Source organism: Rhodobacteraceae bacterium LMO-JJ12 (genome assembly GCA_021555075.1).
Lineage (GTDB): Bacteria > Pseudomonadota > Alphaproteobacteria > Rhodobacterales > Rhodobacteraceae > JAKGBX01.
In genome coordinates this window covers 1,129,526-1,155,320 of record JAKGBX010000001.1, presented here as the reverse complement: position 1 = coordinate 1,155,320, position 25,795 = coordinate 1,129,526, and the positions used below count along the sequence as shown (strand labels likewise).

Annotated in this window: 26 protein-coding genes; 8 read left to right on the top strand and 18 right to left on the bottom strand. The window is 58.3% G+C overall.

Going from position 1 to position 25,795, the window contains the following annotated elements:
* Window positions 1-8 precede the first annotated feature (8 nt).
* Window positions 9-329, bottom strand: a complete 321-nt coding sequence (locus tag LZG00_05535; protein ID MCF3593456.1) for an antibiotic biosynthesis monooxygenase — start codon at window positions 327-329, stop codon at window positions 9-11.
* A gap of 303 nt (window positions 330-632) precedes the next feature.
* Here LZG00_05535 and LZG00_05530 point away from each other — a divergent pair, with 303 nt between their 5' ends.
* A complete protein-coding gene (locus LZG00_05530; GenBank protein ID MCF3593455.1) occupies window positions 633-1,331 on the top strand; it encodes a hypothetical protein in 699 nt (232 codons plus the stop codon).
* A gap of 19 nt (window positions 1,332-1,350) precedes the next feature.
* Here the strand turns inward: LZG00_05530 and LZG00_05525 are convergent, their stop codons facing one another.
* Both LZG00_05525 and LZG00_05520 read right to left on the bottom strand, forming a co-directional pair.
* Window positions 1,351-2,214: an oxidoreductase gene (locus LZG00_05525; protein ID MCF3593454.1), complete on the bottom strand. Its 864-nt coding sequence runs from the start codon at window positions 2,212-2,214 to the stop codon at window positions 1,351-1,353.
* 23 nt (window positions 2,215-2,237) lie between these two features.
* A complete protein-coding gene (locus tag LZG00_05520; protein ID MCF3593453.1) occupies window positions 2,238-2,630 on the bottom strand; it encodes a nuclear transport factor 2 family protein in 393 nt (130 codons plus the stop codon).
* A 121-nt stretch (window positions 2,631-2,751) separates the two neighbouring features.
* On the opposite strand from LZG00_05520, the gene LZG00_05515 reads away from it, so the two are divergent.
* Window positions 2,752-3,150 carry a helix-turn-helix transcriptional regulator gene (locus LZG00_05515; protein ID MCF3593452.1) on the top strand — a complete coding sequence of 133 codons (399 nt, stop codon included), beginning with the start codon at window positions 2,752-2,754 and terminating at the stop codon, window positions 3,148-3,150.
* A gap of 101 nt (window positions 3,151-3,251) precedes the next feature.
* Here the strand turns inward: LZG00_05515 and LZG00_05510 are convergent, their stop codons facing one another.
* Together LZG00_05510 and LZG00_05505 are read right to left on the bottom strand one after the other, a co-directional pair.
* Window positions 3,252-5,534 carry a right-handed parallel beta-helix repeat-containing protein gene (locus tag LZG00_05510; GenBank protein MCF3593451.1) on the bottom strand — a complete coding sequence of 761 codons (2,283 nt, stop codon included), beginning with the start codon at window positions 5,532-5,534 and terminating at the stop codon, window positions 3,252-3,254.
* A gap of 388 nt (window positions 5,535-5,922) precedes the next feature.
* A complete protein-coding gene (locus tag LZG00_05505) occupies window positions 5,923-6,384 on the bottom strand; it encodes a GatB/YqeY domain-containing protein (protein ID MCF3593450.1) in 462 nt (153 codons plus the stop codon).
* Window positions 6,385-6,641: 257 nt separating this feature from the next.
* On the opposite strand from LZG00_05505, the gene carA reads away from it, so the two are divergent.
* Together carA and LZG00_05495 are read left to right on the top strand one after the other, a co-directional pair.
* Window positions 6,642-7,802 carry a glutamine-hydrolyzing carbamoyl-phosphate synthase small subunit gene (gene carA, locus LZG00_05500; GenBank protein MCF3593449.1) on the top strand — a complete coding sequence of 387 codons (1,161 nt, stop codon included), beginning with the start codon at window positions 6,642-6,644 and terminating at the stop codon, window positions 7,800-7,802.
* Window positions 7,803-7,970: 168 nt separating this feature from the next.
* Window positions 7,971-9,884, top strand: a complete 1,914-nt coding sequence (locus LZG00_05495; protein ID MCF3593448.1) for a glycosyltransferase — start codon at window positions 7,971-7,973, stop codon at window positions 9,882-9,884.
* Here the strand turns inward: LZG00_05495 and LZG00_05490 are convergent.
* Entirely contained in the window at window positions 9,831-10,478 is a 648-nt protein-coding gene (locus tag LZG00_05490; protein MCF3593447.1) for a GntR family transcriptional regulator, read from the bottom strand. The two genes, LZG00_05495 and LZG00_05490, sit on opposite strands and share 54 nt — an antisense overlap.
* 114 nt (window positions 10,479-10,592) lie before the next feature.
* Here LZG00_05490 and LZG00_05485 point away from each other — a divergent pair, with 114 nt between their 5' ends.
* The 3 genes from LZG00_05485 (at window position 10,593) to LZG00_05475 (ending at window position 12,863) form a co-directional block, all read left to right on the top strand.
* Window positions 10,593-11,240 carry a pyrimidine 5'-nucleotidase gene (locus tag LZG00_05485; protein MCF3593446.1) on the top strand — a complete coding sequence of 216 codons (648 nt, stop codon included), beginning with the start codon at window positions 10,593-10,595 and terminating at the stop codon, window positions 11,238-11,240.
* A 120-nt stretch (window positions 11,241-11,360) separates the two neighbouring features.
* Window positions 11,361-11,576: a hypothetical protein gene (locus LZG00_05480; GenBank protein ID MCF3593445.1), complete on the top strand. Its 216-nt coding sequence runs from the start codon at window positions 11,361-11,363 to the stop codon at window positions 11,574-11,576.
* Window positions 11,577-11,660: 84 nt separating this feature from the next.
* On the top strand, window positions 11,661-12,863 hold the full coding sequence (locus tag LZG00_05475; GenBank protein ID MCF3593444.1) for a UbiH/UbiF family hydroxylase: 1,203 nt from the start codon (window positions 11,661-11,663) through the stop codon (window positions 12,861-12,863).
* A gap of 6 nt (window positions 12,864-12,869) precedes the next feature.
* Here LZG00_05475 and LZG00_05470 read toward each other — a convergent pair whose 3' ends face one another.
* From LZG00_05470 to LZG00_05460, 3 genes are all read right to left on the bottom strand, one after another.
* Complete coding sequence (locus tag LZG00_05470) at window positions 12,870-13,997, bottom strand: aminotransferase class V-fold PLP-dependent enzyme (GenBank protein ID MCF3593443.1); 1,128 nt, start codon at window positions 13,995-13,997, stop codon at window positions 12,870-12,872.
* Between the two features lie 66 nt (window positions 13,998-14,063).
* Window positions 14,064-14,525, bottom strand: a complete 462-nt coding sequence (locus LZG00_05465) for an Lrp/AsnC family transcriptional regulator (protein MCF3593442.1) — start codon at window positions 14,523-14,525, stop codon at window positions 14,064-14,066.
* An 8-nt stretch (window positions 14,526-14,533) separates the two neighbouring features.
* Window positions 14,534-14,989, bottom strand: a complete 456-nt coding sequence (locus LZG00_05460) for an Lrp/AsnC family transcriptional regulator (protein ID MCF3593441.1) — start codon at window positions 14,987-14,989, stop codon at window positions 14,534-14,536.
* Between the two features lie 139 nt (window positions 14,990-15,128).
* Between LZG00_05460 and ilvC the strand changes: the two genes are divergently transcribed.
* The gene (gene ilvC / locus LZG00_05455; protein ID MCF3593440.1) at window positions 15,129-16,151 is read left to right on the top strand and encodes a ketol-acid reductoisomerase; all 1,023 of its coding nucleotides are present in this window, start codon (window positions 15,129-15,131) and stop codon (window positions 16,149-16,151) included.
* Between the two features lie 201 nt (window positions 16,152-16,352).
* On the opposite strand, the gene LZG00_05450 is transcribed toward ilvC, so the two are convergent.
* The 9 genes from LZG00_05450 to LZG00_05410 form a co-directional block, all read right to left on the bottom strand.
* The gene (locus LZG00_05450; GenBank protein ID MCF3593439.1) at window positions 16,353-16,847 is read right to left on the bottom strand and encodes a hypothetical protein; all 495 of its coding nucleotides are present in this window, start codon (window positions 16,845-16,847) and stop codon (window positions 16,353-16,355) included.
* Window positions 16,848-17,138: 291 nt separating this feature from the next.
* On the bottom strand, window positions 17,139-18,479 hold the full coding sequence (glmM, locus tag LZG00_05445) for a phosphoglucosamine mutase (GenBank protein MCF3593438.1): 1,341 nt from the start codon (window positions 18,477-18,479) through the stop codon (window positions 17,139-17,141).
* Window positions 18,479-19,492, bottom strand: a complete 1,014-nt coding sequence (gene folP, locus LZG00_05440; GenBank protein MCF3593437.1) for a dihydropteroate synthase — start codon at window positions 19,490-19,492, stop codon at window positions 18,479-18,481. Before folP ends, glmM begins: the two co-directional genes overlap by 1 nt.
* Window positions 19,493-19,530: 38 nt before the next feature.
* The gene (locus LZG00_05435) at window positions 19,531-20,463 is read right to left on the bottom strand and encodes a dihydroneopterin aldolase (protein MCF3593436.1); all 933 of its coding nucleotides are present in this window, start codon (window positions 20,461-20,463) and stop codon (window positions 19,531-19,533) included.
* 120 nt (window positions 20,464-20,583) lie between these two features.
* Window positions 20,584-21,396, bottom strand: a complete 813-nt coding sequence (locus tag LZG00_05430; GenBank protein MCF3593435.1) for an extensin family protein — start codon at window positions 21,394-21,396, stop codon at window positions 20,584-20,586.
* Window positions 21,396-22,313, bottom strand: coding sequence for a prephenate/arogenate dehydrogenase family protein (locus LZG00_05425; GenBank protein MCF3593434.1), 918 nt, complete (start codon window positions 22,311-22,313; stop codon window positions 21,396-21,398). The genes LZG00_05430 and LZG00_05425 overlap by 1 nt, the downstream gene beginning before the upstream one ends.
* Window positions 22,310-23,395, bottom strand: coding sequence for a histidinol-phosphate transaminase (gene hisC, locus LZG00_05420; GenBank protein ID MCF3593433.1), 1,086 nt, complete (start codon window positions 23,393-23,395; stop codon window positions 22,310-22,312). Before hisC ends, LZG00_05425 begins: the two co-directional genes overlap by 4 nt.
* Window positions 23,396-23,496: 101 nt before the next feature.
* Window positions 23,497-24,117 carry a 30S ribosomal protein S4 gene (gene rpsD, locus LZG00_05415; protein ID MCF3593432.1) on the bottom strand — a complete coding sequence of 207 codons (621 nt, stop codon included), beginning with the start codon at window positions 24,115-24,117 and terminating at the stop codon, window positions 23,497-23,499.
* A gap of 384 nt (window positions 24,118-24,501) precedes the next feature.
* Window positions 24,502-25,566 (bottom strand): Hint domain-containing protein, encoded by a 1,065-nt coding sequence (locus tag LZG00_05410; protein ID MCF3593431.1) that lies wholly within the window; start codon window positions 25,564-25,566, stop codon window positions 24,502-24,504.
* Between the last annotated feature and the right edge of the window lie 229 nt (window positions 25,567-25,795).

Sequence of the window (25,795 nt, the reverse complement as noted above, 5' to 3'; positions counted from 1 at the left end):
CCGCACTCTCAGTCGTAAGACGCGACCACGTCATACATGACTGGCTCAAAGCTCTTGCACATCTCGGCGATCTTGCGGTTGCGCTCGCGCATCTCCGACGTGCGCAGCATCGCCTGAAAATCCTCGCGTCGCTCCCATTGCGAATAGTTGGCAATCCGGGTTTGCGCGTCGTTGATATGCAGCCCCGCGCCGATGAATCCGGGCTGTTTCGAGATGAATTCGTCATAGGCAGTGTTTAACGCTTCCATCAGGTCTTGCGCCGTGCCGGGGGTCATCTCAAAGGTGGTGATCACGGTCTGGAACGTGTTGTTCTTGGCAATCTTCGGCATCTCTGACTTCCTCAATCTGCGCGTCTCAGGAACAAGACTAATAGATTGCTGTCGCCTGTGAAACACCTCTTTGTTGCGCCGGTGACGCATCCCCCCTCGCCCCAGATTGCCCGGTTTCGTTAACCTCTCGTTTACCAAGTCTAAGATACCATCAACGCCAGACATGTCCGAACCACCCGACCGACGTCTGGTTCAGGGCGTGTGACCAAACGCGTTCAGCGCTCAAATACTTCGGGCGTGTGGCCTTTCCCCGGTTGGCTGGGTTCGAATGCTCAACGCGCCCGAACAAGGAAAGGCCGGTGCATGAGTCGCCCCGCGACCCCATTTCGCCTCTGGCGGGCGGCCCTGACGACGCTCTGCCTGGTGTTGATCATCTGGGCACCCGCGCCGCTCGCTGCCGGGGCATGGCCACGCGAGAAGGGGCACGGTTTCATCTCGTCCACCTCCCGGGTATCTGCCAACCGCGCCGCGGGGCCCTATTCGATCTATTCCACCACCTATCTCGAATACGGGCTCGGCCAGGATCTGACGCTGGGGCTGGATATCGGCCATGGCGTATCGGGCGCATCCAAGGCCGTCTTGTTCCTGCGCCGCCCGTTGGGCGAATTGGCCCCCGGTCATATCGTCGCCGCCGAACTCGGCATCGGGCGCATCGCCGGCGAAGCTGCGCTGCGACCAGGCCTGAGCTATGGTCACGGGTTCAGCTTTCGGAATGGCCAAAGCGGCTGGATCTCCATCGAAAGCGTTGCTGAAATTCGCCTCACCTCACGGCGCACTGATTACAAGGCCGACTTCACGCTCGGCTTCAATCACGGTGATCGCTTCAAATCCATCTTCCAACTCCAAACCGGGGTTAGCTACGGCGACCCGCCTTTCGCGCGCTTCGCCCCCTCGCTGGTGATGCGGTTGGGCAAATTCGGCCATATTGAGCTGGGCCTGAGCGCCGACCTCACGGGCGGCGATCAGTTCGGTGTGCTGGCAAGCTTCTGGCGCGATTTCTGACATCTTGCGCTGACGAACCCTAGCCGGGGTACTTTAGCCCCGTGGCGTCTTCAGCCCACGCCCAAAGCCGTGCCGCCTCACCCTCTCCAAGTGCCGCCTGATCGACCACGGCAAGACCGGGCTTGCCCGCCCGCTCCCCCGGACCATCCGGTCCCCAATACTGCCCACCGGCCACATCGGGCGACGTCGCCGCAACCAGCGCCGGGGCCACCCCCTCGGCCGGGGTCATCATCGTAATATCCGCCGGGATATGGCCCAGATTGCGCGTCAACTCCGTCTGGCTCACCCCCGGATGCGCCGCAAGCGACAAAACACCGCTTCCGCTCGCGCGCAACCTGCGATCCAGCTCCAGCGCAAACATCAGATCGGCCAGCTTGCTCTGACCATATTCGCGCCACTGGTCATAAGGTTTTTCCAGCCGCAGATTGTCAAAATCAATCGCCGCGCCCCTATGCCCAATGCTCGACATCGAAACAACCCGCGCCCCCGGCGTGGCATTCAACAGATCAAACAGATGCCCCGTCAGCGCGAAATGCGCGACGAAATTCACCCCGAATTGCGTCTCAAACCCATCTTCCGTCTGCCCCGCAGGCGGCACCATGACCCCGGCATTGTTGATCAGGATATCAAGCCGCTCGTGCCCCTCGCAAAACCCTTCCGCAAACGCCTTGACCGACGCCAGACTGTTGAGATCAACAATCCCCGCCTCCAATGACGCACCCGCAACCTCGCTGGCAATCTTTTCAATCGCACCGCTCACCTTGTCGCGGCTGCGCCCGGCCACAACGACATGCAAGCCCTCTTTGGCAAGCGCGCGCGCCATCTCAAACCCCAACCCGGTGTTGGCCCCCGTTATCAATGCCGTTTTCTGCTTCATATCCATCACGCTCTCTTCGCTGCCCCGCCTCATAGTCCGAAAGTCACCTTGGCATGGTGGGTATCCATGTATTCCTTCATGCGCTTGATACGCCCATCCGCAATCTCAAACACGAAATGATAAAGGTTGTCATAAACGCTTCCCATCGCCGTCGTGGCCTTCATATGCGCTTCCGCCGCAACCTTGTCGGCTTCGGCAATCATACCCGTAACCGCAAAATCCGCCCCATTCGGGAACATGTCACCGCCGCTGCCGAAAAAGCCGATAAAGAACGCTTTGTCGTGCTCCCCCGCCGTTTGCAGATAGTCCGGCTTCCCGGCAATCCACCAGCTAAAATCATCAGTTGTCATCGCGTCCAGCGTCTCAACATCCGACACGCGCATGGCCTCAATAAACTTTGCCACTAAATCTTTGCTGGGCATTTGCCTCTCCCTATTGGTTGACACCCAACAACATGACGCCCAAGCTTTACCTTCGCAAGAAGGCACACTATTGGTTCCTAGGAACCGAAATGTAAGTAATGCATGAAACAAGGGGAAAGACATGGCAGAAAAGACGTTTGAAGACTTCATTCAATGCCCCTTCCACCTCGCGATGAGCATGCTGGAAGGCCGCTGGAAGTTCGCCATCCTCTATGTGTTGTCATCCCGCGGAACCCTGCGCTTCAAAGAACTTGAACGCGCCATCCCCGGAATTTCCACCCGTATGCTGACAAAAGAACTCAAACATCTTCAAGAGCATGGCATAGTCAATCGCGTCCCCTATGCCACCGTCCCGCCCAAGGTCGAATATTCCCTGACCGACATCGGCAAAAGCACCGCGCCGGTCATTGAAGCGATCAGCCAATGGGGCGAACACTACATCGACTCGGTGAAAGCCCGGAAGCAACAGCCCAGCGCGCCAATTCCCGCATCTGCGCCGGCACACGCCAAAACCGGCTAAACCCACAGGCTGCCGCGCCCACGCCCTCCGCCACACCACCCAAAAGGGCGCCCATTACGAGGCGCCCCTTCCCTTCATTCAAACCCAAACCAAACCTGCCCTCAGTCCATGCGCACCTTCACGGCCACCTCGCCGCGCAACGCCTGATCCCAGACAACCTCGATCTGGTCGTCATTCTCCCCCTTTTTGAGGTTCACGTAGGGCTGCACATGGCGCACCGCACCCGCAGCGTCCAAGATCGCGCCAATCGGCTGCACCGATTCCACATTGCGTGCGTAGCCGCCAAACGGCAGGTTGGGCGCGCAATTCACCGTCCAGACCTGCGCCGCGCTGGCTTGGCTGTGGTTCACCAACAGCGGATTGGACGCCGGATTGTCGATTAGTTTGAACATGTTGTCGCTAAAGGTCACGTTCACGGTGCGATCATAATTGAGATCGGCAAAGCTGGTATCCACGCGCTCGACCCGCTCGATATTGCCGCCGATGGTGCGGAACAGATTGCCCTGCACCACCACATGATTAAGGTAATGCCCCGCACCATAGGGCTTGACCACGATGAACGAGAACCACGGCGCGACATGGCTGGTCAAAAACACGTTGTCGCTGACATTCAATTGGCTGAACGACAATTCCGAGGAATATTCCGGCGCGTTGTCGTGCTCGTTGGTCCATTCAAGGAAGCAATTGTCGACATAATTGCCATTCACAATCGCGCGCGTGTTGGGCGCGGTAAACACGATCCCCGCCATGCGCAGCCCGTTTGACGCATCATCCCCTTGAAAGAAATGGTTGCCCGTGATGATCGACCCGGTGCCCGCCATCACCGCAAAATGGCGAAACCGCGTCGAGCGGTTGTCGCGCAGCTTCACATCACTGCCCGCCGTATTCATCACAATCGAGCGGCGGTTCTGCGCCAACACCCCGGTCTCCTCCGACAAAAACTGACAGCGATCTACCGTCAGCCCCTGACACCCCTCGCCGGGGCTGGTGATCCCGCGATCCCTGGGCCGGGTGATGAAACAATCGCTGATCCGAAAGGCCACCCCCGTGGGCGCCAGCATGATACCGCTTGAGCGCCCGCCGCACTGAAACTCGATATCGGTCAGACCCAGCTTGTCGATCCGCGCAAACCCGCTGAAATCAAGCAGGTATTTGAACCGTCGAAAGGTGAAATTCTGCGTGCCATCGGCGTCATAAAGCTCACAGTTGAGCGTGATCTCCTGCGTCGCCACATTCTTCGCGCGCACATAGACCTCGCGGCCCACGCCCGTGCCTTCAACCAAAGATCCCACCGCGATATTGGCAACATTCACCACCCCGGAAAGCTTGCGCCCGTCAGTGGGGGAATAGCTCGCCACGCTGGTCACCACATCCTCATCCCAGGCGGCAGTGTCACGCGCATCAAACTGCCCGTTACGGATCACCCGGCGGGTGGCATAGGTGGTGCGATTGGGCGCCGCAGCACTCAAATCAATCGGCTCGGATACCACGACGACGCGCCCGCCCATATCAAGCGATTCATGCCCCGACCCGCCCAAGAGCGATTGAAACGCCTTCTTGAAGGCCAACACATCATCGCCGAATGCGTCGATATAGGCAGGAAGATCAAAATTCCGGGTCAGCGAAAACACCGCCGTATCAGGCATCGTGACCGTGCCCTCAAACTGCACCCGGCTCTCGAATGTCATGGACTCCCCCAGGTGATAAACCCCCGCAGGGACCACCACAGTGCGCCCTGCCGCATCCGCATCCGCCGCCTCGAACGCGGCCAGATCGTCGCTGACCCCATCGCCCAGCGCGCCATAATCACGCACATCCACCGTTCCCATCATGTCGCGCAAAAAGGCGCTGGTGATATCCTCGATGACAATGTCGTCGATCCGCACGATCCCGCCCGACGGTCCGCTCAGATCAAGCCCGAAATGGCCATAGAGCGCCGCCGCGCCCCACACCATATCGACCCCGCCACGTCGGCCCGCACCGACAATCGCGCTCACCTCGACAACCTCGCCATAGCTGGACAATACCGTGGCAGGCCCGGTTTCGATCAAACCGGGCACATGCGCGCCGCCCGCGCCCCCGGCCCAGGCCGCGATGCGCACGGCGGGCAGGTTGCCACTCATCGCCTTAACCCGCGCGGTGATGCGCAGGTAACAGCCCGGCAACAGCGGCGTTTCGCCCATATAGCGCAGCTTTTGCGTGGCATCGACCTTCTGCAATTCCATGCAACCGGCGAAGTCCTGATCCGCAACCACAAAGGCCGCGTTCATCGCATTTTCGTAAGTGTCCGAGCCTGGCGTGCCATCCTGGCGCGACCATACATCAAGTCCGTTCGCGAATGCGGGCGGCATAAAGACCACACCATCGGTAATCGCCTTGTTCATAAGGTTCCCTTTCCACACCCTGCGGCGGGCGCAGAGGGTTGCTTGTTGCAAATTCCATCACGTCCCGCAGCACAACCGCCCGGACAGGAAAGGGAGCTATCAATCTTGCATTAACGACGCCTGAGACCACCGTGACGGTGCCCATGCAAATGGCACCGCACGCGCAACACCACCGCGCGCTGGTTTCAGGCTTTTCGTTAATGATTTGTGAATGTCAGACGACAGCCGGGAGTCAGCCGGATGTCAGCCGGGAGTCATACAGTGGTTTTGACCGGACAAAAGCGGTTAACCTGTCGGGACGGTGCACCACCCGGCAACACCCGGCGCGCGCTCGATACTGGCGCAGGGCAGAGTTTCACCCCGCCACACGTCACACGTCACGCCGCGATCACGCGCTCAGGCGTTCCTTGATCATCGGGCCGACAGCGCCGAAATCCATCTGGCCGGTGAACTGCGATTTCAACTCGCCCATCACCTTGCCCATGTCGCGGATCGAACTGGCTTCGACCTTGGAAATCGCTGCACTCACTGCCGCCTGAACTTCCTCATCCGACAGCTTGCGCGGCAAGTATTCCTCGATGATCACGATCTCATTGCGTTCGCGCTCGGCCAGATCCAGCCGCCCGCCCTCTTCATAGGCACGCGCGCTTTCCTGGCGTTGCTTCACCATCTTGCCAAGGATTGCCAAAATCTCGGTATCGTCGACCCCGCCGTCTTTGCCTTCGCTGCGCGCCGCGATTTCGCGATCCTTGATCGCGGCATTGATCAAACGAAGGGTCGACAGCCGATCAACTGCCCTATCCTTCATCGCCTGTTTCAATGCGCCAAAGATGCGCTCTCTAAGATCCATCTCTACCAGCCTTATGGTTTGCAAGAATTACGATCCTTACCCAATGGGGCCGCGTCATGCAAGTTTTGCGCGCGCGCCCATAACGCTACGACACCCGACGCCAATTCGCGTCAAATCCAGAGCAAAAAAAGGCGTTTTGCCGATCATGCCCCCTATGCCTTTCCAAAAGCCCGACATGCTCAATCCAAACCCCCTGCCCCCTTGACGCTTACGGGGTCCGGGCCTAGGTTCCGCCAAATTCCCCCGGAGAGACTCGCATGGCGCTCGACAACCATAATCGCCCCACCGCCTGCCTGGCGCTGGCTGACGGCACCTTGTTTTTCGGCCATGGCTTTGGAGCCACCGGAATGACCACCGCCGAGCTTTGTTTCAATACCGCCATGACCGGCTATCAGGAAATCATGACCGATCCCTCCTATGCCGGACAGGTCGTGACCTTCACTTTCCCCCATATCGGCAATGTCGGGGTCAACCCCGACGATGACGAAACCGGCGATCCCGTGGCCTCGGGCATGGTGGTGAAATGGGATCCGACCGAGCCCAGCAATTGGCGCGCCGCCGAGCCGCTTTCGGGTTGGCTGGCTGCACGCGGGCGCATCGCCATCGGCGGCGTCGATACCCGCCGTCTGACCCGCGCGATCCGCCAACAGGGCGCGCCGCATGTCGCATTGTCATACGACCCGGAAGGCAAGTTCGACATCGAAGCACTGGTCGCTGCCGCGCGCGGCTTTGCCGGGCTCGAAGGCATGGATCTCGCAGCCGAAGTAAGCTGTGCGCAAAGCTATCGCTGGGATGAAATGCGTTGGGCCTGGCCCGATGGCTATCCGCGCCAGGACGCGCCGAAATACAAGGTCGTGGCTATCGATTACGGTGCCAAGCGCAATATCCTGCGCTGCCTTGCATCCGTGGGCTGCGATGTCACCGTCTTGCCCGCCAGCGCCACAGCCGACGAAGTCCTGGCGCATTCCCCCGATGGCGTGTTCCTCTCCAACGGCCCCGGTGATCCGGCGGCCACCGGCGTTTATGCCGTGCCGATGATCCGCGACATTCTGGATCGCACCGATGTGCCGGTCTTTGGTATCTGCCTCGGCCATCAGATGCTGGCGCTCGCGCTGGGTGCCAAGACGGTCAAGATGAATCACGGCCACCATGGCGCCAACCATCCGGTAAAGGATCTGGAAACTGGCAAGGTCGAGATCACCTCGATGAACCACGGCTTCACGGTCGATAGTCAAAGCCTGCCCGCGGGCGTGCTGGAAACACATGTTTCACTTTTTGACGGTAGCAATTGCGGTATTCGGATTGAAGACCGCCCCGTCTGGTCGGTGCAATACCACCCCGAAGCGTCTCCCGGCCCGCAAGACAGCTTCTATTTGTTTGAGCGTTTTGCCGCAGAAATGGAAAAACGCGCCGCCTGAGCGCGTTTTTTCCTTATCTCAGGGTGAGTAGGTTAAGTTGCATTAACCTTTACGTAAGGTAAGCCCGACGTAACCCAGTCAGAATTTAACCAAATTTTAACAAACTTGAAGGCTTTCTAACCCTTGGGACAATCCCACCTCCGGGTGGATCAAGGGTTAGGAAAACCAATGCAGCAAGCGCGTCATCTTCCCGACGGGCGGCAAACCGGCGATGATTTCGGCCGCTATCTCCTCGGTTCCGGCCTGATCACTGCCAGCGCGCTTCTTGAGGCGCGCAACATTCAAGCCAACTGCCGGACCTCACTTGATCGCATCCTGATTTCCGAAGGTCAGTTCAGCGCCGATGAGATGATAACTGCCCTGTCGCGGTTCCACGGCCTGCCCCGTGTCGATCTTGCCCGCGCCCCAGCAACCCCCGAGCTTGCCAAGCTGATCCCGCTGCGGCTCTGCCTCAACCACAGTGTCCTGGCCTGGCGCCGTTCTGCCGATGGCACCAGCCTGCGTATTGTGGCCTCTCGACTCGAGGATTTCACCCACGTTCTCAGCCTCATGGGTGAGCGTGCGCCGCAGGCCGAGCTCGTCCTCGCCCCGGCCTGTGATATTCAGTCTGAACTGGCGCGAATCCACCGCGAAACGCTTACCGCAAACGCCTCGGCGCGTGTGCCAATCTCTGAAAGTTGCCGCAATTGGCAACCCGCCGGACGTCGCCGTCTCGGCCTCACATTGCTGGGCGTCGCACTGCTCCTCGCCCTCACTCTCTGGCAGCCCACCTATGTCTTTGCCGCCCTCGCACTCTGGGCCAGTTTCACACTGCTTGTCGCGGCCGGCTTGCGGCTTGCGTCCTATGTCGCGCATATGTCCGCTCCCAGTGCCCAACCCGGCCTCGCGCCGCCAGCCAGCCAAAGCGCACAACCGCGCGTTTCGGTACTGGTGCCGCTTTTCAAGGAAACCGAAATCGCTCAGCATCTTGTCGCCCGCCTGAGCCGACTGACCTACCCCAAACCACTGCTCGATGTGGTGTTGGTACTCGAGGAAAACGACGCGCTCACACGGCAAACCATCGACGGCTGCTCGCTGCCACCCTGGATCCGTGTGGTCGAAGTGCCCGAAGGCGTGCCCAAGACGAAACCACGTGCAATGAACTATGCGCTCGATTTCTGCGATGGCGATATCGTCGGGATCTGGGATGCCGAGGACGCCCCCGACCCCGATCAGATCGACCGCGTGGTCGAACGTTTCGCGCAGGTGCCCAAAGACGTCGTCTGTCTGCAAGGCGTGCTGGATTACTATAACAGCCGACAGAACTGGTTGGCGCGATGTTTCACGGTGGAATACGCCGCATGGTTCCGTCTGATGCTGCCTGGTATGGCGCGGCTCGGGCTGGCTATTCCGCTGGGCGGCACCACGCTCTTTTTTCGCCGCGACGTGCTTGAAATCTTGGGCGGTTGGGATGCGCATAACGTCACCGAAGACGCCGATCTCGGCTTCCGACTGGCGCGCCATGGCTACCGAACCGAAATGATCACCACCACGACCGGCGAAGAGGCAAATTGCCGATTCTGGCCTTGGGTGCGCCAACGTTCACGCTGGCTCAAAGGCTATATGGTCACTTACCTCGTGCACATGCGAAACCCGCTCAAGTTCTATCAACAGATGGGGCACCTGAAGTTCTGGGGCTTTCAGGCGCATTTCATTACCGCCCTGTCGCAATTCGTTCTTGCGCCGTTTCTATGGTCTTTCTGGCTGGTTCTGTTGGGCTTGCCACACCCGCTCGACCCGCTCATGCCACGGTCGTTTCTGCTGGGTTTCGGGCTGTTCTTCCTGTTGGTCGAGGTCATCACCATCCTGGTCAACGCCACTGCCGTGTCTGGCCCGAAACACCGGCATCTTCTGGCTTGGGTGCCGACACTGCATTTCTATTATCCGATCGGCGCCATCGCAGCTTACAAGGCGCTTTTCGAATTGGTGTTTCAGCCGTTCTTCTGGGACAAGACCCAACACGGTCATTCCCTCGACAGCGCCAACGCCCTAGCCTTCGACAGCCCGCGCATCGAGCTTGAGCCGGGTCACGAAAGCCTGTGAAATGTGATCTTTGAGGGCGCGTTGCGCGCGGTCTTCGTCACGCGCCTCAATCGCGGCGACAATTGCGGCGTGCTCATCCATCGCCGTTTCGCCGCGCCCTTCGACAGCCAGAGATGTGGTCTCCATCAAGGCCATGGACTGATGCACAAGGTTAAGCTGTTGCACCAGAAATCGGTTATGCGACGCAAGATGCAATTGCCGATGAAACCGCCGATTGGCCCGCGCCAGCGCCGCAGCATCTGCCGTCAACTTCTTGTCCTCTGCCACCATCTCGCGCAGCACGCGCACCTCTTCATCGGTGGCATGTTTCGCCGCCAGCCTTGCAGCCAATCCCTCCAGCTCGGCGCGCACCACATAAAGCTCGGCCATCTGGTTGTGATCCAGCGACGCCACGATCAGACTGCGCCCGTCACGGGTCAGAAGTTGCTGAGTTTCCAGCCGTTGCAACGCCTCGCGGATCGGCGTGCGCGACACGCCGAATTTCTCCGCCAGATCACTCTCCACCAACCGATCTCCCGGCTCAAACTCTCCTACGTCGATCGCCTCCAACAAGAGCGAATAGGCGTCTTTCTGCGCTGATCTGGCCTCTTTCATCTCAATCCCTTGTATTCCCCGGCCCGACTAGACCCCTAAACGGTCCATGCTTCAAGCCCTATGCCCGCAGACTGCGCCATTGCACCACAGCCCAACCCGTCCTAGGCTTGGTCCATGCCAAAATCGCACTTCTCTCATGTCACATATTGGGTCTTTGACCTCGACAATACGCTTTACCCGCCACAAGCGCGGCTTTTCGATCAGATCGAAGTCAGGATGACGCAATACGTGATGGATGCCTTGGGCATAGACCGTCCCCGCGCCGATCATTTGCGCAAGCATTACTGGCACAAATACGGCACCACGCTGGCCGGGCTGATGCAGGAACATGATGTCGATCCCACGCCCTATCTGACGCATGTTCATGAAATCTCGCTCGACCATCTCGAAGCCGACACCAAGCTCCGCCAAGGGATCGCGGCCCTACCGGGGCGCAAGATCGTTTACACCAACGGCTCAGCCCCCTACGCCGAACGGGTGATCGCGGCGCGTGGTCTCTCGGGCATTTTCGATGCGATCTATGGCGTTGAACATGCCGATTTTCATCCCAAGCCCGATGCCCGTGCATTTGAACGCGTCTTTACCCGCGATGGTCTGACACCTTCGCAAGGTGCGATGTTCGAAGATGATCCGCGCAACCTCGCCGTCCCGCACCAATTGGGCATGTGCACCGTTCATGTCGCCCCCGCGGCCAAAGCGGCGGCACATATCCATCACCATACGGTTGATCTCACTGATTTTATTACCCGGCTGACAGACTAACCCGGCCGGAGCCAGAAAACCCACCCAGATGCGGCAAAATGCATCTGGGATTCACGTTCAGAAGCAATACGTGTTGGTTTATAAGCCTGCCCAAGACCCAACCCAACGGAGAACGTGCTCATGACCCCAGCCAACACACCCGATTCCGATACCCCGCACAGCGCCGACGACAAAGCCGAAAACGCTCTCGCGGCAAAGATCATTTTCGCAGTTCTGATGGTGCTCGTCGCTTGGGGGATGGCGATCTTCGCATGGGGTGTTCCCGCGCTCTATTTACCCGCCGTAGCGTTGGTGCCCGTAATCTACATTGCGCTCATCGCCATGGCCCGAGGATAGAATTAGCCATCCTTCAAAACCCGATGCCACTTGGCTTTCCCCAAGCCTACGGCATAGGCTGCTCGCAAGAAAAGGGGCACAGAAATGAGCACTGGTGAAATCGACATTCTGGTATCTGGCGGGGGTGTGGCCGGGCTTGCGGCGGCGGCAATCTTCGGCACGGCCGGGTTTTCTGTGATATGCGTCGACCCCGCCCCGCCGATCACCGAGCGCGATGCGCAAGGTTCTGATCTGCGCACCACAGCGTTCCTGCAACCGGCACAAGCGCTGCTCGATCATGCCGGGTTGTGGGCGCGTCTTGCGCCCTATGCCGCCGACCTGCAAGTCATGCGCATCGTCGATGCCGGCGGCGATACCCCAGAGCCTCGCCTCAGCCGCGAATTCAACGCCTCTGACATATCCGATAAACCGTTTGGATGGAACCTGCCCAACTGGCTCTTGCGGCGCGAGATGGTGGCGCGGCTTGACCAACTCCCAAATGTCGATTTCCGCCCCGGCGTCGCTACTACCCGTCTTTTTACCCGCACAGGAGAGGCGAGAGTACATCTCTCTGATGGCGAAACCCTGCGAGCGCGGCTGATAATCGCCGCCGATGGCCGCAATTCCCCAATGCGCGAAGCCGCACACATCCCTGTAAAAACAACTCGCTACGGACAGATTGCACTGGCCTTCGCGGTGACCCATCCAATTCCGCACAACAATGTCTCGACCGAGATTCACCGCTCCGGTGGCCCATTCACGCTTGTGCCCCTGCCCGATTACAACGGCTTGCCCTCCTCGGCTGTCATCTGGATGGAGCGCGCCGCCGAGGCCCAGCGTCTCGCCGCGCTCGATGAAGCCGAATTCGAGGCCGAGATGACCGCACGGTCCTGCGCCCTATTTGGCCCGCTCACTCTGGAGTCACGACGCACCAGCTGGCCCATTATCAGCCAATTGGCCGAACGAATGTCATCCGAGCGATTGGCGCTTGTGGCCGAAGCTGCTCATGTGGTGCCCCCCATTGGCGCACAAGGGCTCAACATGTCCTTGGGAGATATGCGCGTATTGCTCGATCTGGCACTGGCCAATCCACCAGACCTGGGCAATCACGCCATGCTGGAAACCTATCACCGCCGCCGCCATTTCGAGGTGCGCGCCCGCGTCACAGGAATTGATCTGCTCAACCGCGCTTCGATGGTTGAGGCCCACCCGCTACGCGACCTGCGCGCGCTCGGCCTCAACGCGATTTATTCGCTACCACAAGTGCGCAAGACGATGATGCAACTCGGCCTTGGCACCCGTGGATAAGAGCGCTCAAAGCACCTTGTTCAACACCGCCTCAAGCCGCCCCAGCGTCGCAGGCACATCATAAAGCTTGTCCAACCCGAACAGCCCCAACCGAAACGTGCTGAATCCCTCCGGTTCATCACAGGCCAGTGGCACCCCGGCAGCGATCTGCATCCCTTCCGCGGTGAATTTCTTACCATTCTGGATCTCGGGATCAGACGTATAGCTCACCACAACACCCGGCGCCCCAAACCCGTCGGCCGCCACCGATTTGACACCCTTTTCCGCCAGCATCGCGCGCACACCATTGCCCAAGGCCCATTGCGCCTCGCGCAATTTTTCAAACCCATATTCACGCGTTTCAAGCATGGTATCGCGGAACGCGCGCAACGCATCGGTCGGCATGGTCGCATGATACGCATGGCCGCCATTCTCATAGGCCTGCATAATCGAATACCATTTCTTCAGATCGATCACAAAACTATCCGAATTGGTATTCTCCAACCGTTCCAACGCCTTGTCCGACATCATTACCAACCCCGCCGAAGGCGACGCCGACCAACCCTTTTGCGGTGCCGAGATCAGCACATCGACCCCGGCGCCCTTCATATCAACCCAGACAGTGCCGCTTGCAATGCAATCAAGCACCATCAACGCTCCCACCTCATGCGCTGCCGTTGCCAGTGCCGTAAGATAATCATCCGGCAGGATCAGCCCCGCCGAGGTCTCGACGTGCGGTGCAAACACCACATCTGGCCGTGCCTCGCGAATGGCTGCTGTCACCTCTTCAATGGGGGCCGGTGCAAACGGCGCGCGCGCATCGTTTCCAGTTTGGCGCGCCTTGAAAACCGTGGTCTGCGAGGTGAAATCACCCGCCTCAAAAATCTGGCTCCAACGATAGGAAAACCAACCGTTGCGCACGATCATTGCATGGGCATCATGGCCAAACTGGCGCGCCACCGCCTCCATGCCATAGGTGCCACCGCCGGGCACAAGCGCCACACCATCTGCGTTGTAAACCTCTTTCAACATCCCCGAGATGTCGCGCATGACACCCTGAAACGCCGCCGACATATGGTTCAGCGAACGGTCGGTGAACACCACCGAAAATTCCAAAAGTCCATCGGGATCAACAGTATCAAGCAGTGCAGTCATGGCGGTTCTCCTCATCCAAGCGTGGCCATAGGGCTACTCTGGTTGGGCGCCAAATGCAAAGCCCTGCTAACCGCTAATCGGCCCTAGCAAGCGCTCCTCGCTCAACAAGACATTGGACTCCACATCTCCCGCCCCCGGCAAGGTCATGATCCGCCGTCGCAACACGCGCTCAAAATCAGGAATATCGCGTGCCACTATTCGCAAACGGTAATCATACAGCCCCAGAACATGCTCCACCGTCTGCACTTCGGGAATAGCTGTAACCGCTCGCTCAAAATCCTCAAGGCTCACACGGCCCTTGGTGGCCAATTTCACACCAAGGAAAACAGTCACCCCAAAGCCCAACTTTTCTCTGTTCAGCACCAACCGCCGCCCCTTGATCACGCCGACATCGGTTAGCCGCTTGATCCGCCGCCACACCGCCGGTTGCGACAGGTTCAGCTTGCGCCCCATCGCGCCCGCGCTCTGCGTCGCATCCCGGCGCAATTCGCGCAGGATAGCACGATCCTGCGCATCCAGATCAACCACGCTCTCGCTCATACCGGAAGCGCCTCTACATCCTTGATCCGCGCCACATGCATCAACGCCTCGATATCTGCGATATGCGGCAGGGTTAGGATGCGGCTGCGATAAATCTGTTGATAATGCCCCATATCGCGCGCAATAACCGACAGGCGCAAATCAACCCGACCAAGAAAAGTCTGAATTTCAATCACTTCCGCGACCTCGCACGCGGCAGCGGTGAATTCATCAAACGCCCGACCTTCGGTCTTGTCGAGCGTGACGCGCAAGGAAACCTCCACCGAATATCCCAGCACATGCCAGTCAATGATCGCCTCCTGCCCCTCGATGATCCCGCGCGCCTGCATCTTTTCCACCCGACGCCAACAACTCGCCGCCGACAGCCCGCACAGCTCGGCCAGATCGGCATTGCTCAGCGCTGGATCGGCCTGCATATGGCGCAGGATTCGACGGTCTGTATCATCAAGCATGAATTACTCTCATATTCTAATAATTCAGCATTGATATTTCATCTTAGTGACATTCACAACAATTTCAGAAATTTCTCTCGCAACAATTCCTCTATGGTGCGCTCAAAGATCAACCAACCCAAAATGAAGGACCGCTGACATGCGCGTTTATTATGATCGTGATTGCGACATTAACCTGATCAAGGACAAGAAAGTCGCCATTCTCGGCTACGGCTCGCAAGGCCACGCCCACGCGCTCAACCTGCGCGACAGCGGCGCCAAGAACGTCGTCGTCGCGCTGCGTGAAGGTTCGGCCAGCGCCGCCAAGGCCGAAGGCGAAGGACTCAAGACGATGGGCATCGCAGAGGCCGCCGCCTGGTGCGATCTGATCATGTTCACCATGCCCGACGAACTTCAGGCCGAAACATACAAGAAATACGTGCATGACAACCTTCGTGAAGGCGCCGCGATTGCATTCGCCCACGGCCTCAACGTGCATTTCGGCCTGATCGAGCCGAAAGAAGGCGTCGACGTCATCATGATGGCTCCCAAAGGCCCCGGCCACACGGTGCGCGGCGAATATGTCAAAGGCGGCGGCGTACCCTGCCTCGTCGCGGTCGACAAAGACGCCACCGGCAAGGCGCTGGAAATCGGTCTGTCCTATTGCTCAGCCATTGGTGGCGGGCGCTCAGGCATCATTGAAACCAACTTCCGTGAAGAATGTGAAACCGATCTCTTCGGCGAGCAGGCTGTGCTCTGCGGCGGGCTGGTCGAACTAATCCGTATGGGATTCGAAACCTTGGTCGAGGCCGGATACGCGCCGGAAATGGCCTATTTCGAATGCCTGCACGAAGTGAAGCTGATCGTTGATCTGATTTATGAAGGCGGCATCGCCAACATGAACTATTCGATCTCCAATACTGCCGAATACGGCGAATATGTCTCCGGCCCGCGTATCCTGCCTTATGACGAGACCAAAGCGAAGATGAAGGCGGTTCTGCGCGACATCCAGACCGGCAAATTCGTGCGCGATTTCATGCAGGAAAACCAAGCCGGTCAGCCCTTCTTCAAAGGCACGCGCCGTCTGAACGACGAGCATCAGATCGAACAGGTCGGTGAAAAACTGCGCGCCATGATGCCTTGGATTTCGGCAGGCAAGATGGTCGATAAAGCCAAAAACTGAGCCAATCCAGCGCATCACGCGATAATAAACAGAAGGCCCTGACAAAGCGTCAGGGCCTTTTCGTTCCAAACCAGATCTTACCGGAAAGCCAAAAGCATCACGTTCAAAGCGTCAATCACGCTTTTTGGGCATGACGCGCACAACCTTCAAATGCTGCGCAACACCTCGCCAAACCCTTGCGTTAGGCTAAGACCCGTGGCTTTAGTAACGGCCGATTGACACTGTCTTTTTTTCAAGCGTCTTGCCGTTGGCGCTGATCGCTTTCAGCGTCGCGGTGTATTTGTTACCCTTGCCGCCGGAACATGGCGGCAAATACCCCTTCGAAGCGTATTTACCCGTTCCACGCGCAGGTTTGTGAACCTTCACACCATGCGGGAGCTTACCCGACAATCCCGGCACCGCCGGTAGATTCGCGGCGTTTCCCTTCGCCGGATAGATCAACGAACCATGTCCACCATTCTTGGAAAGCGGACGATAGGATTTGTCATCATATTCCACAAGGATCGCCACGGTACCGGCGGGCAAACCGGTCACCTTCATCGGCGGTGTCGCCCCATTGCCGCCATGGAGTGTACATTGCTGACCTTTGGGAACACTCTTGCCATCCCACGGCGCAAGCAAGCTGATTGACATATCCGCCGCAGCTGCACCGGCACCCCCCAGAATGATCGCGCAAGTCAAAATTAGGTGTTTCATCTGATATCTCCGTCACTTAACAGCAAGCCTTACGCTTGCCTATCTCGCCAAACAACACAGATTGCTAACCGCATAGCAAGGTCAAATCCTTGCTCACAACCAAATCGATAGGAATTGGCGTCTCAATGATTTCGGTCGATTGCAGTGCCAAAAAGGCGTTGCATGAACAATCGCTAAATCACGGCGAAAAGTTGATTGATGGTGCTCGTTCCGAGCTTCATCTGGAGCCGCGCCTCGCCTATTGCGCGGAGCAGAGCTTTCCACCAGTCTTCCCAAGCACCTAAAGGCAGCTCAGACTGTAGTTTCAACCGCCACGACCACCTGATCGACCGTATCGTTCAAAAGCACCTCATCCTCGCATTCCGCCATCACCCGGATCAACGGTTCGGTTCCCGATTTGCGGATCAAGAGTCGCCCCTTGCCGTCCAACTGTGCCTGAGCGTCTCTGATCGCCGCCTGCACAGCCGCCACTTCAAGCGGTGTCTGTCCCACCTCGTAACGCACATTTTTCAAGAGTTGCGGCACCTTCTCAAAAGAATGCACCAACTCTGACGCACGCTTACCGGTGCGCACCATCTCGGCCATAAATTGCAGTCCCGCCATCAACCCGTCGCCGGTGGTAGCATAATCCGTCATCACGATATGCCCCGATTGCTCACCACCTAGGTTAAATCCGCCTGCGCGCATCCGTTCGACAACATAACGGTCGCCCACATCCGTGCGCTCAAGCCTGATATCTCGCCCCCCCAAAAACCGCTCCAACCCCAGATTGCTCATCACCGTCGCGACCAACGCGTTGCCCGCAAGGCGATCCTCCTCAGCCCAGCGCGCCGCCAAGAGCGCCATAAGTTGGTCGCCATCCGCCACATGTCCGGTTTCGTCGATCACGATCACACGATCGGCGTCCCCATCCAGACAAATTCCTAGATCGGCACCATGGCTAACCACGGTTTCTGCCGCCACCCGCGGCATGGTCGATCCACATTCCTGATTGATATTGAACCCGTTAGGCGACACCCCCACCGGGATCACCTCAGCCCCTAATTCCCAGAGAACCTCTGGCGCAGCGCGATAGGCAGCACCATTGGCACAATCCACCACCACCTTGATTCCTTCCAGGCTTTTACCCGTCGGAAAGGTCGATTTCACCCGTTCAAGATAGCGAAAACGGCCATCATCAATCCGCTTCGCCCGACCAATATTCTTAGCAAGCGACGGCTCGACCCCGTCCTCAATCAGCGCCTCAATCTCCAATTCCGCCTCATCCGACAGCTTGAAACCATCAGGCCCGAAAAATTTGATCCCGTTATCCTCCGCCGGATTATGCGAGGCGGAAATCATCACCCCCAGATCAGCCCGCATAGACGGCGTCAAAAGCCCCACCGCAGGCGTCGGCACCGGCCCGAGCAGCAGCACATTCATTCCCGTAGAAGTCAGCCCTGCCGTCAGAGCATTCTCGAACATATAACCTGACAGGCGCGTGTCCTTGCCGATAACAACGCGATGCGCGGCCGAGACATCCTTGCGGAAGTATCGCCCCACTGCAGCACCAATTCTCAAGGCCATCTCGGCGGTCATCGGGTGGGTGTTGGCGGTGCCGCGTACCCCGTCCGTTCCAAACAGTTTGCGCATCATGGCGCCCCTTTTCTTGCAACTGCGCTCCAAAGCGCAAATGCCTGCGCAGTTTCTTTTACATCATGAACGCGGTAAATCTGCACACCTTGCGCCACCGCAGCCAATGCCACTCCGATCGAACCGGGCATTCGCTCCTTGGGATTCTCTGCCGCACTTAACGTGCCAATAAATCCTTTGCGCGATGCCCCCACAAGAATCGGACAACCCAAACCGTGAAACAGGCTAATCCCACTCAGCAGCCGCAGGTTATGCGCCATTGTCTTGCCAAAACCGATGCCGGGATCAACAATGATACGCTCACGCGCAATACCATAGCCCGTCAGTAGGGTCACTTGCGCGGAAAGGAAGTCGAAGACATCCAGCAAGACGTCGTCATAGCGTGGATCAAGGTGCATGGTCTCGGGATCACCCTGCGCATGCATTACACAGATTGGCAGGTTTTGCTCGGCACAATATGGTGCCAACGCTTTGTCAAAAGTGAAACCCGACACATCATTGATCAGCCCGGCCCCCGCGTCGTGCGCTGCGCGTGCTACTTCGACCTTGCGGGTATCGATCGAAATCGGGATGTTCAGCTCTTGGCGGATCGCCCCTATCACGGGTGAAGTGCGGGCAACCTCCGTCTCAGGCGCCACGGATTTGGCCCCCGGTCGCGTGCTCTCGCCACCCACGTCGATGATATCTGCGCCATGCTCGGCCATGGTTTTGGCGTGGGCCAAAGCCGCGCCTGATGCACAGTGCGTTCCACCGTCGGAGAAACTGTCGGGCGTGACATTCAGAATACCCATGATCCTCGGCCGCTCAAATGTCATCCCCGCAATCGGCGCGCGCCGCGTGGTTAGCCGCACACGTGTCTCGTCCGGCAGTTCAGACACATGCAAGAACCGCGACCCGCCTCCCCGTGTGATTTCTTCCACCTCGGTAAACCAACAGGCCCCACCGGCAAGCGGCAAGGATGCTGCGGGCCGTGCTAGGCCGGATTGAACGAGCGGACGATAATAGAGGCTCATGAGTTTCCCGTACGCAAAGCGTGCGTGTTTAGCAAGGCTCAGAGGGTCGCACTCTGCTCGGCTACCTGTCTACAGGGCAAATCGCAGACGCCCTCAGGCAACTCCCCGCCGATTGAGAGAAACCCAGCGGCCTGCATCTCGCCCGCCAACCATAGGGCCAGCGCCACGGCATCTCCGCCTTTGACCGATGGTCCGTCAACCGCGTCAAGCACCATCTTGGATGGTGCCCAAACGCTGATCTGGCCATGCTTCATTGCCCATTCCAGTTCAGTACGAGTTTCCACCACCACACAGCGCTCATCGCGCGCGCCCAAAACCCAGGCATTCTGCTCGACCGCCAGCAGGTCGATCCTTCGCTGGGTCAACGCATGACCGGTTTCCGGCACTGCCAATTCAGATGGCCCAACACAAAGCAGCACAGGCGCATCGCCTGCTTCCAATTGATCCAGCCATCCAGACAAATGCTCTGCCACAATTGCCTTGTTTGAGAGATAGACCACCTGCGGATGCGGCCTTTCCTCTGGAAGCGGTGCGGAAGCATAGATCGACCTATCGCTGCGCGCGCGAACAATCTCGACTCCCAGCGCACCGGGGCCGCGATCCAGTTTCTCGATCCGCACAAACACCCGCTCGGCCTGTGGCTCCAGCAAGATACGCTCGGCAATCCGCTCGGCCAGCGTTTCCAGTAGGTTCAGCCGCTCAGCCGCCAGTTCTGCGGCAATCGCCTCGCTCACCTTGTCATAGCTCAGAATTCGATCCACATCATCGTCGATCCGCTGATCCAGAGGGCGCACTTCGACCACTATGTTAAAACAAATGCGCTGGGTCTTGCCGCGCTCCTTTTGAAACGCGCCGATTTCTACCTCGGCAATATGATCACGCAGAGAGATCCGATCCAACGGATGAAGCCCTCCGGTCGCACGCGACCGCGCATCGGGATGCTCAAAGGCTTGGGCGATTTCATTGCTCATCTGCGTCTCCGCGTTTTCTAGGAGGCCAACATATTCCAATGCGGCTGGCCTGAACAGTTCGTTGCGGCGAAGTAGTGCTCGTTTGCGGCGCGTACAAAACCGCGCCGTCCAGCCGTGTGCCTACTTGCAGAACGAACCCGAGCGATAGCGAGCAGTATCGAAATGGAAGTGATCCCGATGAAACCGGTTGGCATTGGGGCCTAAGACAGTGCCGAACGGCCCGCAGGCCGTTTTGTGCATTTTGCGCAGCGCCTTGCCGCGCCAACCACCTTGCCAGTGCTTCAGCACCGAAATTTCCGAACCATCTTTGAGGTAAAACGCGGAAATATCAATCGCTCGCCCCTTACCATGCTCCGAAATCCGCGTGCCTTTCTGATTGTTGCGAGTGCGACAAGCATAATGCGCGGCCACCTTGATCTTGCTCACCCCGCCACCCCGCCGCCCGACGGCGGGCTTCATGCCCCGTTCGACCCAGTGCTTCAACGCCTTGGCTGTTCCACAATCCATCACCGACTGCTGGCTCAGCGTAATACCACTGACCGAGCGCAATTTGATCGCATCCTTGACGCCACAGCCGTTAATCCGCGCGGGCACACGACCTACCACGCTGCCCTGCAAATCCAGATCGCCACACACCTTGCCTTTTTCCAGCGCGCGTCGCTTCTTGGACGCAAAAATCGTCACCCGCTCGGTTCGCTGCTTTGGTCTCAGCGCGCGAAACAGCCCCTTGCGCGTTCGTTCATCCCCCTCTTGCACAGAGGGTTCGCTTATAGATTCCACGCCTTGTATTTGAATAACTTTCGCAGCAGCCGGTTGAACAATCGTCGACTGTGCCCGCGCCACCGGTCGCAGTGATACGTCCGGCGCCTCTGCCTGCACCGCTTGCACCCAAAGCGTCGCGCAGACGACGAGAAGTGTTGTGCCTGCGCGCATCATTTCGGCTTCCCACGACCAAAATCGGGCGCATCGGTATCTTGACCTGCTTCGATGATACCGCGACGAATGTTGCGGGTGCGGGTGAAATAGTCAAAAAGGTGATCGCCATCGCCTATCCGAATGGCTCGCTGCAACGCAAATAGCTCTTCTGTAAACCGCCCCAGAATCTCCAGCGTCGCCTGCTTGTTGTTCAAGAAAACATCGCGCCACATGGTTGGGTCAGACGCCGCAATTCGTGTGAAATCACGAAAGCCTGCAGCAGAGAATTTGATCACTTCCTGCTCACTCACCCTACGGAAATCATCAGCCACGCCGACCATTGTATATGCGATTGCGTGCGGAATATGGCTCACCACGGCACAGACCAGATCATGATGCTCTACCTCCATCCGTTCGGTGTTGGCACCCAAAGCCTGCCAAAAATCGGTGAGCCGCGTGACCGCCGCTTCCTCTGTACCGTCCTGTGGAACGATCAAACACCAACGGTTATCAAACAATTCTGCAAATCCCGCCTCTGGCCCGGAATGCTCGGTTCCTGCCATCGGGTGGGCCGGGACAAAATGCACGCCTTCGGGCAAAAGCGGTCCCACCGCCTCAAACACTGCCTGTTTAACTGACCCGACATCCGAAACCGTTGCACCCTCCTTCAGATGCGGCACGATCTCTTCGGCCACGGCCCCCATCACTCCTACCGGCACGCACAAAACCACCAGATCAGCTTCGTTCACCGCCTCTGCCACACTGTCACAGACCCGGTCAACTAGCCCAATCCGCCGCGCCGTATCGCGTGTTTTTTCTGTGGGTGCGTAGCCGGTGATCTCGCTCGTCACTCCCGCCCGCTTCGCAGCAAGTGCCATCGACCCCGCGATGAGTCCCAGCCCAATCAGCGCCACACGTTCGTAGAGCACCGTCATTTTCCATCCTCTCGCCAGCGGGTGAGCGCCGCAATCACACGCCCAGTTTGCGCACCATCCCCCACGGTGATCCGCAACCCATCGGCAAAGCCGTAGCCAACCACCCGCCGTACGATTATGCCATAATCCTGCAAGACGGCATCCGCTGCAAGCGCTGCCGCCTCACTACCAAACCGTGCCAGCACGAAATTGCCGAAGCTTTCGTCACAGGCGATACCCATCTGACGTAGTGCTGCGGTCAACCGCACCCGTTGCTCGGCGTTCAAAGCCGCACAATGGCGCACCCAATTCTGGTCTCTCACCGCCGCTTCAGCGGCGGCCAGCTGCAACACCGATAGATTGAATGGCTGGCGAATCCGCGTCATCACGTCAATCATTGATTTGGCACCAAAGCCCCAACCAACGCGTAGACCACCCAGTCCGTAAATCTTGGAAAATGTCCTCGTCATCAATACGTTGGGGCAGCTTTGGGCCAACGTCGCACCGCCATCATAACCTGCCGCAAACTCGGTGTATGCGCCGTCCAGCACCAATATCACATTCCTCGGCAACGCGGTGGCCAGCCGCTCCAATTCTCCCGCCGGCACCATCGTGCCGGTTGGATTCCCTGGATTGGCAATAAACACCACCCTAGTGCGCTCGTTCACTGCTTTGAGGATCACATCCACATCTACAACCCGCTCGCGCTCGGGCACCATCACGGGTGTTGCCCCGGCCATATGTGCGAGAATCGGATACATCGAAAAGCCGTGCTGAGTATAGATGACTTCGTCGCCCGGCCCGCTGAACACCTGCACAACGAATTGCAAGACCTCATCCGACCCGACCCCACAGATAATCCGATCCGGATCAAGCCCATGAACGTCGCCAATTGCGCGGCGCAACTCGGCGTGGTCGGTCGAAGGGTAGAGATGCACACCGCTCGCCGCCTCAGTCAGCGCCGCCAACGCTGAACCTGGAGCGCCCAGCGGATTCTCATTCGAACTTAGTTTCAGCACGTTGGTCTTCCCGGCTATGCTCGCCTTGCCGCCAACATAAAGGTCAATTTCCATAATGCCTGGTTGCGGCGTGATCTGGTCCATTGGCGTCTCCCTGCCAGAGGTCTATCCCATAGTGCAAAACATATAAAAAAGCCGCGGCGGTGTCCCGTCGCGGCCATTTTTTTGATTTCATATCGCGAAGCTTAGTTCTTCGCGTAGAATTCCACGACGAGGTTGGGTTCCATCATCACCGGATACGGTACATCGCCAAGCAGCGGCATGCGCACGAATTTTGCGGTCAATTTGGAGTTATCAACTTCGATGTAATCAGGCACATCACGCTCGGGCAGTTGAGTAGCTTCCAGAATCGCGGCCATTTGCTTGGATTTCTCGCGAACTTCGATCACGTCACCCTCTTTCACACGATACGAGGGGATGTTCACGCGCTTGCCATTAACCGTCACGTGGCCGTGGTTGACGAACTGACGCGCAGCAAACACGGTCGGTACGAACTTGGCGCGGTAGACAACAGCATCCAGCCGACGCTCCAGCAGACCAATCAAGTTCTCACCGGTATCGCCTTTGACACGCTCGGCATCGCCATAGATGCGGCGGAATTGTTTTTCAGTCAGATCGCCATAATAGCCTTTAAGCTTTTGCTTTGCGCGCAACTGCAGGCCAAAATCGCTGATCTTACCTTTGCGGCGCTGACCATGCTGACCAGGGCCATATTCACGGCGGTTGACGGGGGATTTCGGGCGACCCCAGATGTTTTCACCCATCCGGCGGTCAATTTTATACTTGGCAGACGTGCGTTTGGTCACGGCTGATCTCCTTCCTTATGCGCCTCACCGCCCTGACGGAGGATTTCGGCATGTGAAGGGCGTTGTCCTTTGGCCGAAGCCCGACAGGCATCCTCTTGCGAGGGCCACCAACACCAATGAAGCCGCGCTTATAATCCAGCGCGCGCGCAAGTCAACCGCAAACCAACCTCAGTTTGCTCTGACCACCCCCCCCTTCTCCGAACCCTCCCCACGTTGCCATATCTGCTTGCAGATGCAGTTCATGGAATGAAAACCAAAGCGGAGCGGAGTTTGTCCATTGGATGAGAAACGTGTTGGGACAAGGATCAGTCGCCGAACAGCATTGCTGCGTGGCCCCCGGGTAGCTTTTGACCGTTCAGACTTTAGGCACGAACTCGATCTTTCTCATGCCGCGTCGTGCATCAAGATCGCTGCCTCGCTATTCGAAAGGTTGCGCCGTGCATATGCACCATAGGTCTGCGGATTTGTCTCAAACTCCGGATACGACTGCAATAGACGCGCTCGGTCGTCCTTATTCAGCGAAACCAATGCTGTATTTGACGGATGAAAACTCTCAGTCTCTACCCCGTTTGCCCAAACGACCTGATGCGTAGACAACAGAAGATGCACGTATGTGACCTCTCGCAACTGGCTATCAACCACTACGTTGCGCCCATTGATCAGATCCTTGGCACGCACCAGCACTTCATCGGTATTGAACAGTGCTTGCGCCACGTGTCCTTTTACAACCATGCGATGCTCGGGACTCACCAACAGCTCCTGATCGGGGCGCTTGACCCCGAGCGCACCCGGGCGAAACCGAACTGGCCGCAGCCGCGGCATCGCGAATAGCCGCGCGCCTGTCATACGGCGCGTGCCAATCCAGCGGATTTCCTGCGCGCCGTTGTCTTTGGTCTGCACGAAATCGCCCTCGTGCAACTCCTCGACCCGGCACGTACCATCGGGCGTAGCAATTCGCGTGCCTGGAGTAAAACAGATCACCCCGCCGGCATCCGGCCCCTTTGGGTCGATCACAGGCGCCTCATAACGCTGATGCACCACCCACAACGCCCGCCCTTCAGGAGGAATCGCGTCGACGAACATCAGGAGCGGCGGTTGCCCAAGCCCCACTTCGATCAGCGTGACAGTGTAGCTTTGCGATCCGTCGGTCACAACGAAACTGTTGTCTTTGAACCCCGCCTCGTTCTCGACCTCGTCCAAGCGAGTCGTGTTGCGCACCGCCGCACCCACCAACCGGCGCACCATACGTGCCGCCCGCTTGCGAATTTCCACATCTCCGTCTGCCCGTTCCAGTCGCAACAACTCACCCGGTCCGTCCACGCGCACTGCGTTCCCCCGCCAAAGCCATGTAGCTCCGACGCGCAGTGCAAACACCGGGGCGGCCTTCAAACCATCCACTTCCGTTTGCGACCAGGAGATGACAAACGTGCCTCGAAAGCCCGTTCCCATAGCCTGTATGCCTGCCTTTGGTCTTTTCTTATTACCGTCAAGTTAGCAAGGGTGATTCGCTGGGCCAAGCAGTTCTGTTTGCGAGGTCCAAAAGTGTTGCAAAAATCTTGCCCCTGTGACGCATCAGCTTCACTTTACAAGAGATTGATCCAAAAATGATTTTCGAGCTATCTACTAACTAGTGCCGGAGCGTTCTTCTTGACTTCACTTGGCGGCACGTCGTTCATCC

Bases quoted from the DNA above. Each gene is read 5' to 3' on its own strand.
- hisC (MCF3593433.1), bottom strand. From the start codon at position 23,395: ATGGACCAGATCACGCCGCAACCAGGCATTATGGAAATTGACCTTTAT.
- LZG00_05450 (MCF3593439.1), bottom strand. From the start codon at position 16,847: ATGAAACACCTAATTTTGACTTGCGCGATCATTCTGGGGGGTGCCGGT.
- carA (MCF3593449.1), top strand. From the start codon at position 6,642: ATGGCGCTCGACAACCATAATCGCCCCACCGCCTGCCTGGCGCTGGCT.
- LZG00_05460 (MCF3593441.1), bottom strand. From the start codon at position 14,989: ATGCTTGATGATACAGACCGTCGAATCCTGCGCCATATGCAGGCCGAT.
- LZG00_05515 (MCF3593452.1), top strand. From the start codon at position 2,752: ATGGCAGAAAAGACGTTTGAAGACTTCATTCAATGCCCCTTCCACCTC.
- LZG00_05410 (MCF3593431.1), bottom strand. From the start codon at position 25,566: ATGGGAACGGGCTTTCGAGGCACGTTTGTCATCTCCTGGTCGCAAACG.
- LZG00_05430 (MCF3593435.1), bottom strand. From the start codon at position 21,396: ATGCGCGCAGGCACAACACTTCTCGTCGTCTGCGCGACGCTTTGGGTG.
- LZG00_05495 (MCF3593448.1), top strand. From the start codon at position 7,971: ATGCAGCAAGCGCGTCATCTTCCCGACGGGCGGCAAACCGGCGATGAT.
- LZG00_05470 (MCF3593443.1), bottom strand. From the start codon at position 13,997: ATGACTGCACTGCTTGATACTGTTGATCCCGATGGACTTTTGGAATTT.
- LZG00_05485 (MCF3593446.1), top strand. From the start codon at position 10,593: ATGCCAAAATCGCACTTCTCTCATGTCACATATTGGGTCTTTGACCTC.
- LZG00_05425 (MCF3593434.1), bottom strand. From the start codon at position 22,313: ATGACGGTGCTCTACGAACGTGTGGCGCTGATTGGGCTGGGACTCATC.
- folP (MCF3593437.1), bottom strand. From the start codon at position 19,492: ATGAGCCTCTATTATCGTCCGCTCGTTCAATCCGGCCTAGCACGGCCC.
- LZG00_05490 (MCF3593447.1), bottom strand. From the start codon at position 10,478: ATGAAAGAGGCCAGATCAGCGCAGAAAGACGCCTATTCGCTCTTGTTG.
- LZG00_05520 (MCF3593453.1), bottom strand. From the start codon at position 2,630: ATGCCCAGCAAAGATTTAGTGGCAAAGTTTATTGAGGCCATGCGCGTG.
- LZG00_05530 (MCF3593455.1), top strand. From the start codon at position 633: ATGAGTCGCCCCGCGACCCCATTTCGCCTCTGGCGGGCGGCCCTGACG.
- LZG00_05475 (MCF3593444.1), top strand. From the start codon at position 11,661: ATGAGCACTGGTGAAATCGACATTCTGGTATCTGGCGGGGGTGTGGCC.
- ilvC (MCF3593440.1), top strand. From the start codon at position 15,129: ATGCGCGTTTATTATGATCGTGATTGCGACATTAACCTGATCAAGGAC.
- LZG00_05480 (MCF3593445.1), top strand. From the start codon at position 11,361: ATGACCCCAGCCAACACACCCGATTCCGATACCCCGCACAGCGCCGAC.
- glmM (MCF3593438.1), bottom strand. From the start codon at position 18,479: ATGCGCAAACTGTTTGGAACGGACGGGGTACGCGGCACCGCCAACACC.
- LZG00_05510 (MCF3593451.1), bottom strand. From the start codon at position 5,534: ATGAACAAGGCGATTACCGATGGTGTGGTCTTTATGCCGCCCGCATTC.
- LZG00_05435 (MCF3593436.1), bottom strand. From the start codon at position 20,463: ATGAGCAATGAAATCGCCCAAGCCTTTGAGCATCCCGATGCGCGGTCG.
- LZG00_05535 (MCF3593456.1), bottom strand. From the start codon at position 329: ATGCCGAAGATTGCCAAGAACAACACGTTCCAGACCGTGATCACCACC.
- LZG00_05505 (MCF3593450.1), bottom strand. From the start codon at position 6,384: ATGGATCTTAGAGAGCGCATCTTTGGCGCATTGAAACAGGCGATGAAG.
- LZG00_05525 (MCF3593454.1), bottom strand. From the start codon at position 2,214: ATGGATATGAAGCAGAAAACGGCATTGATAACGGGGGCCAACACCGGG.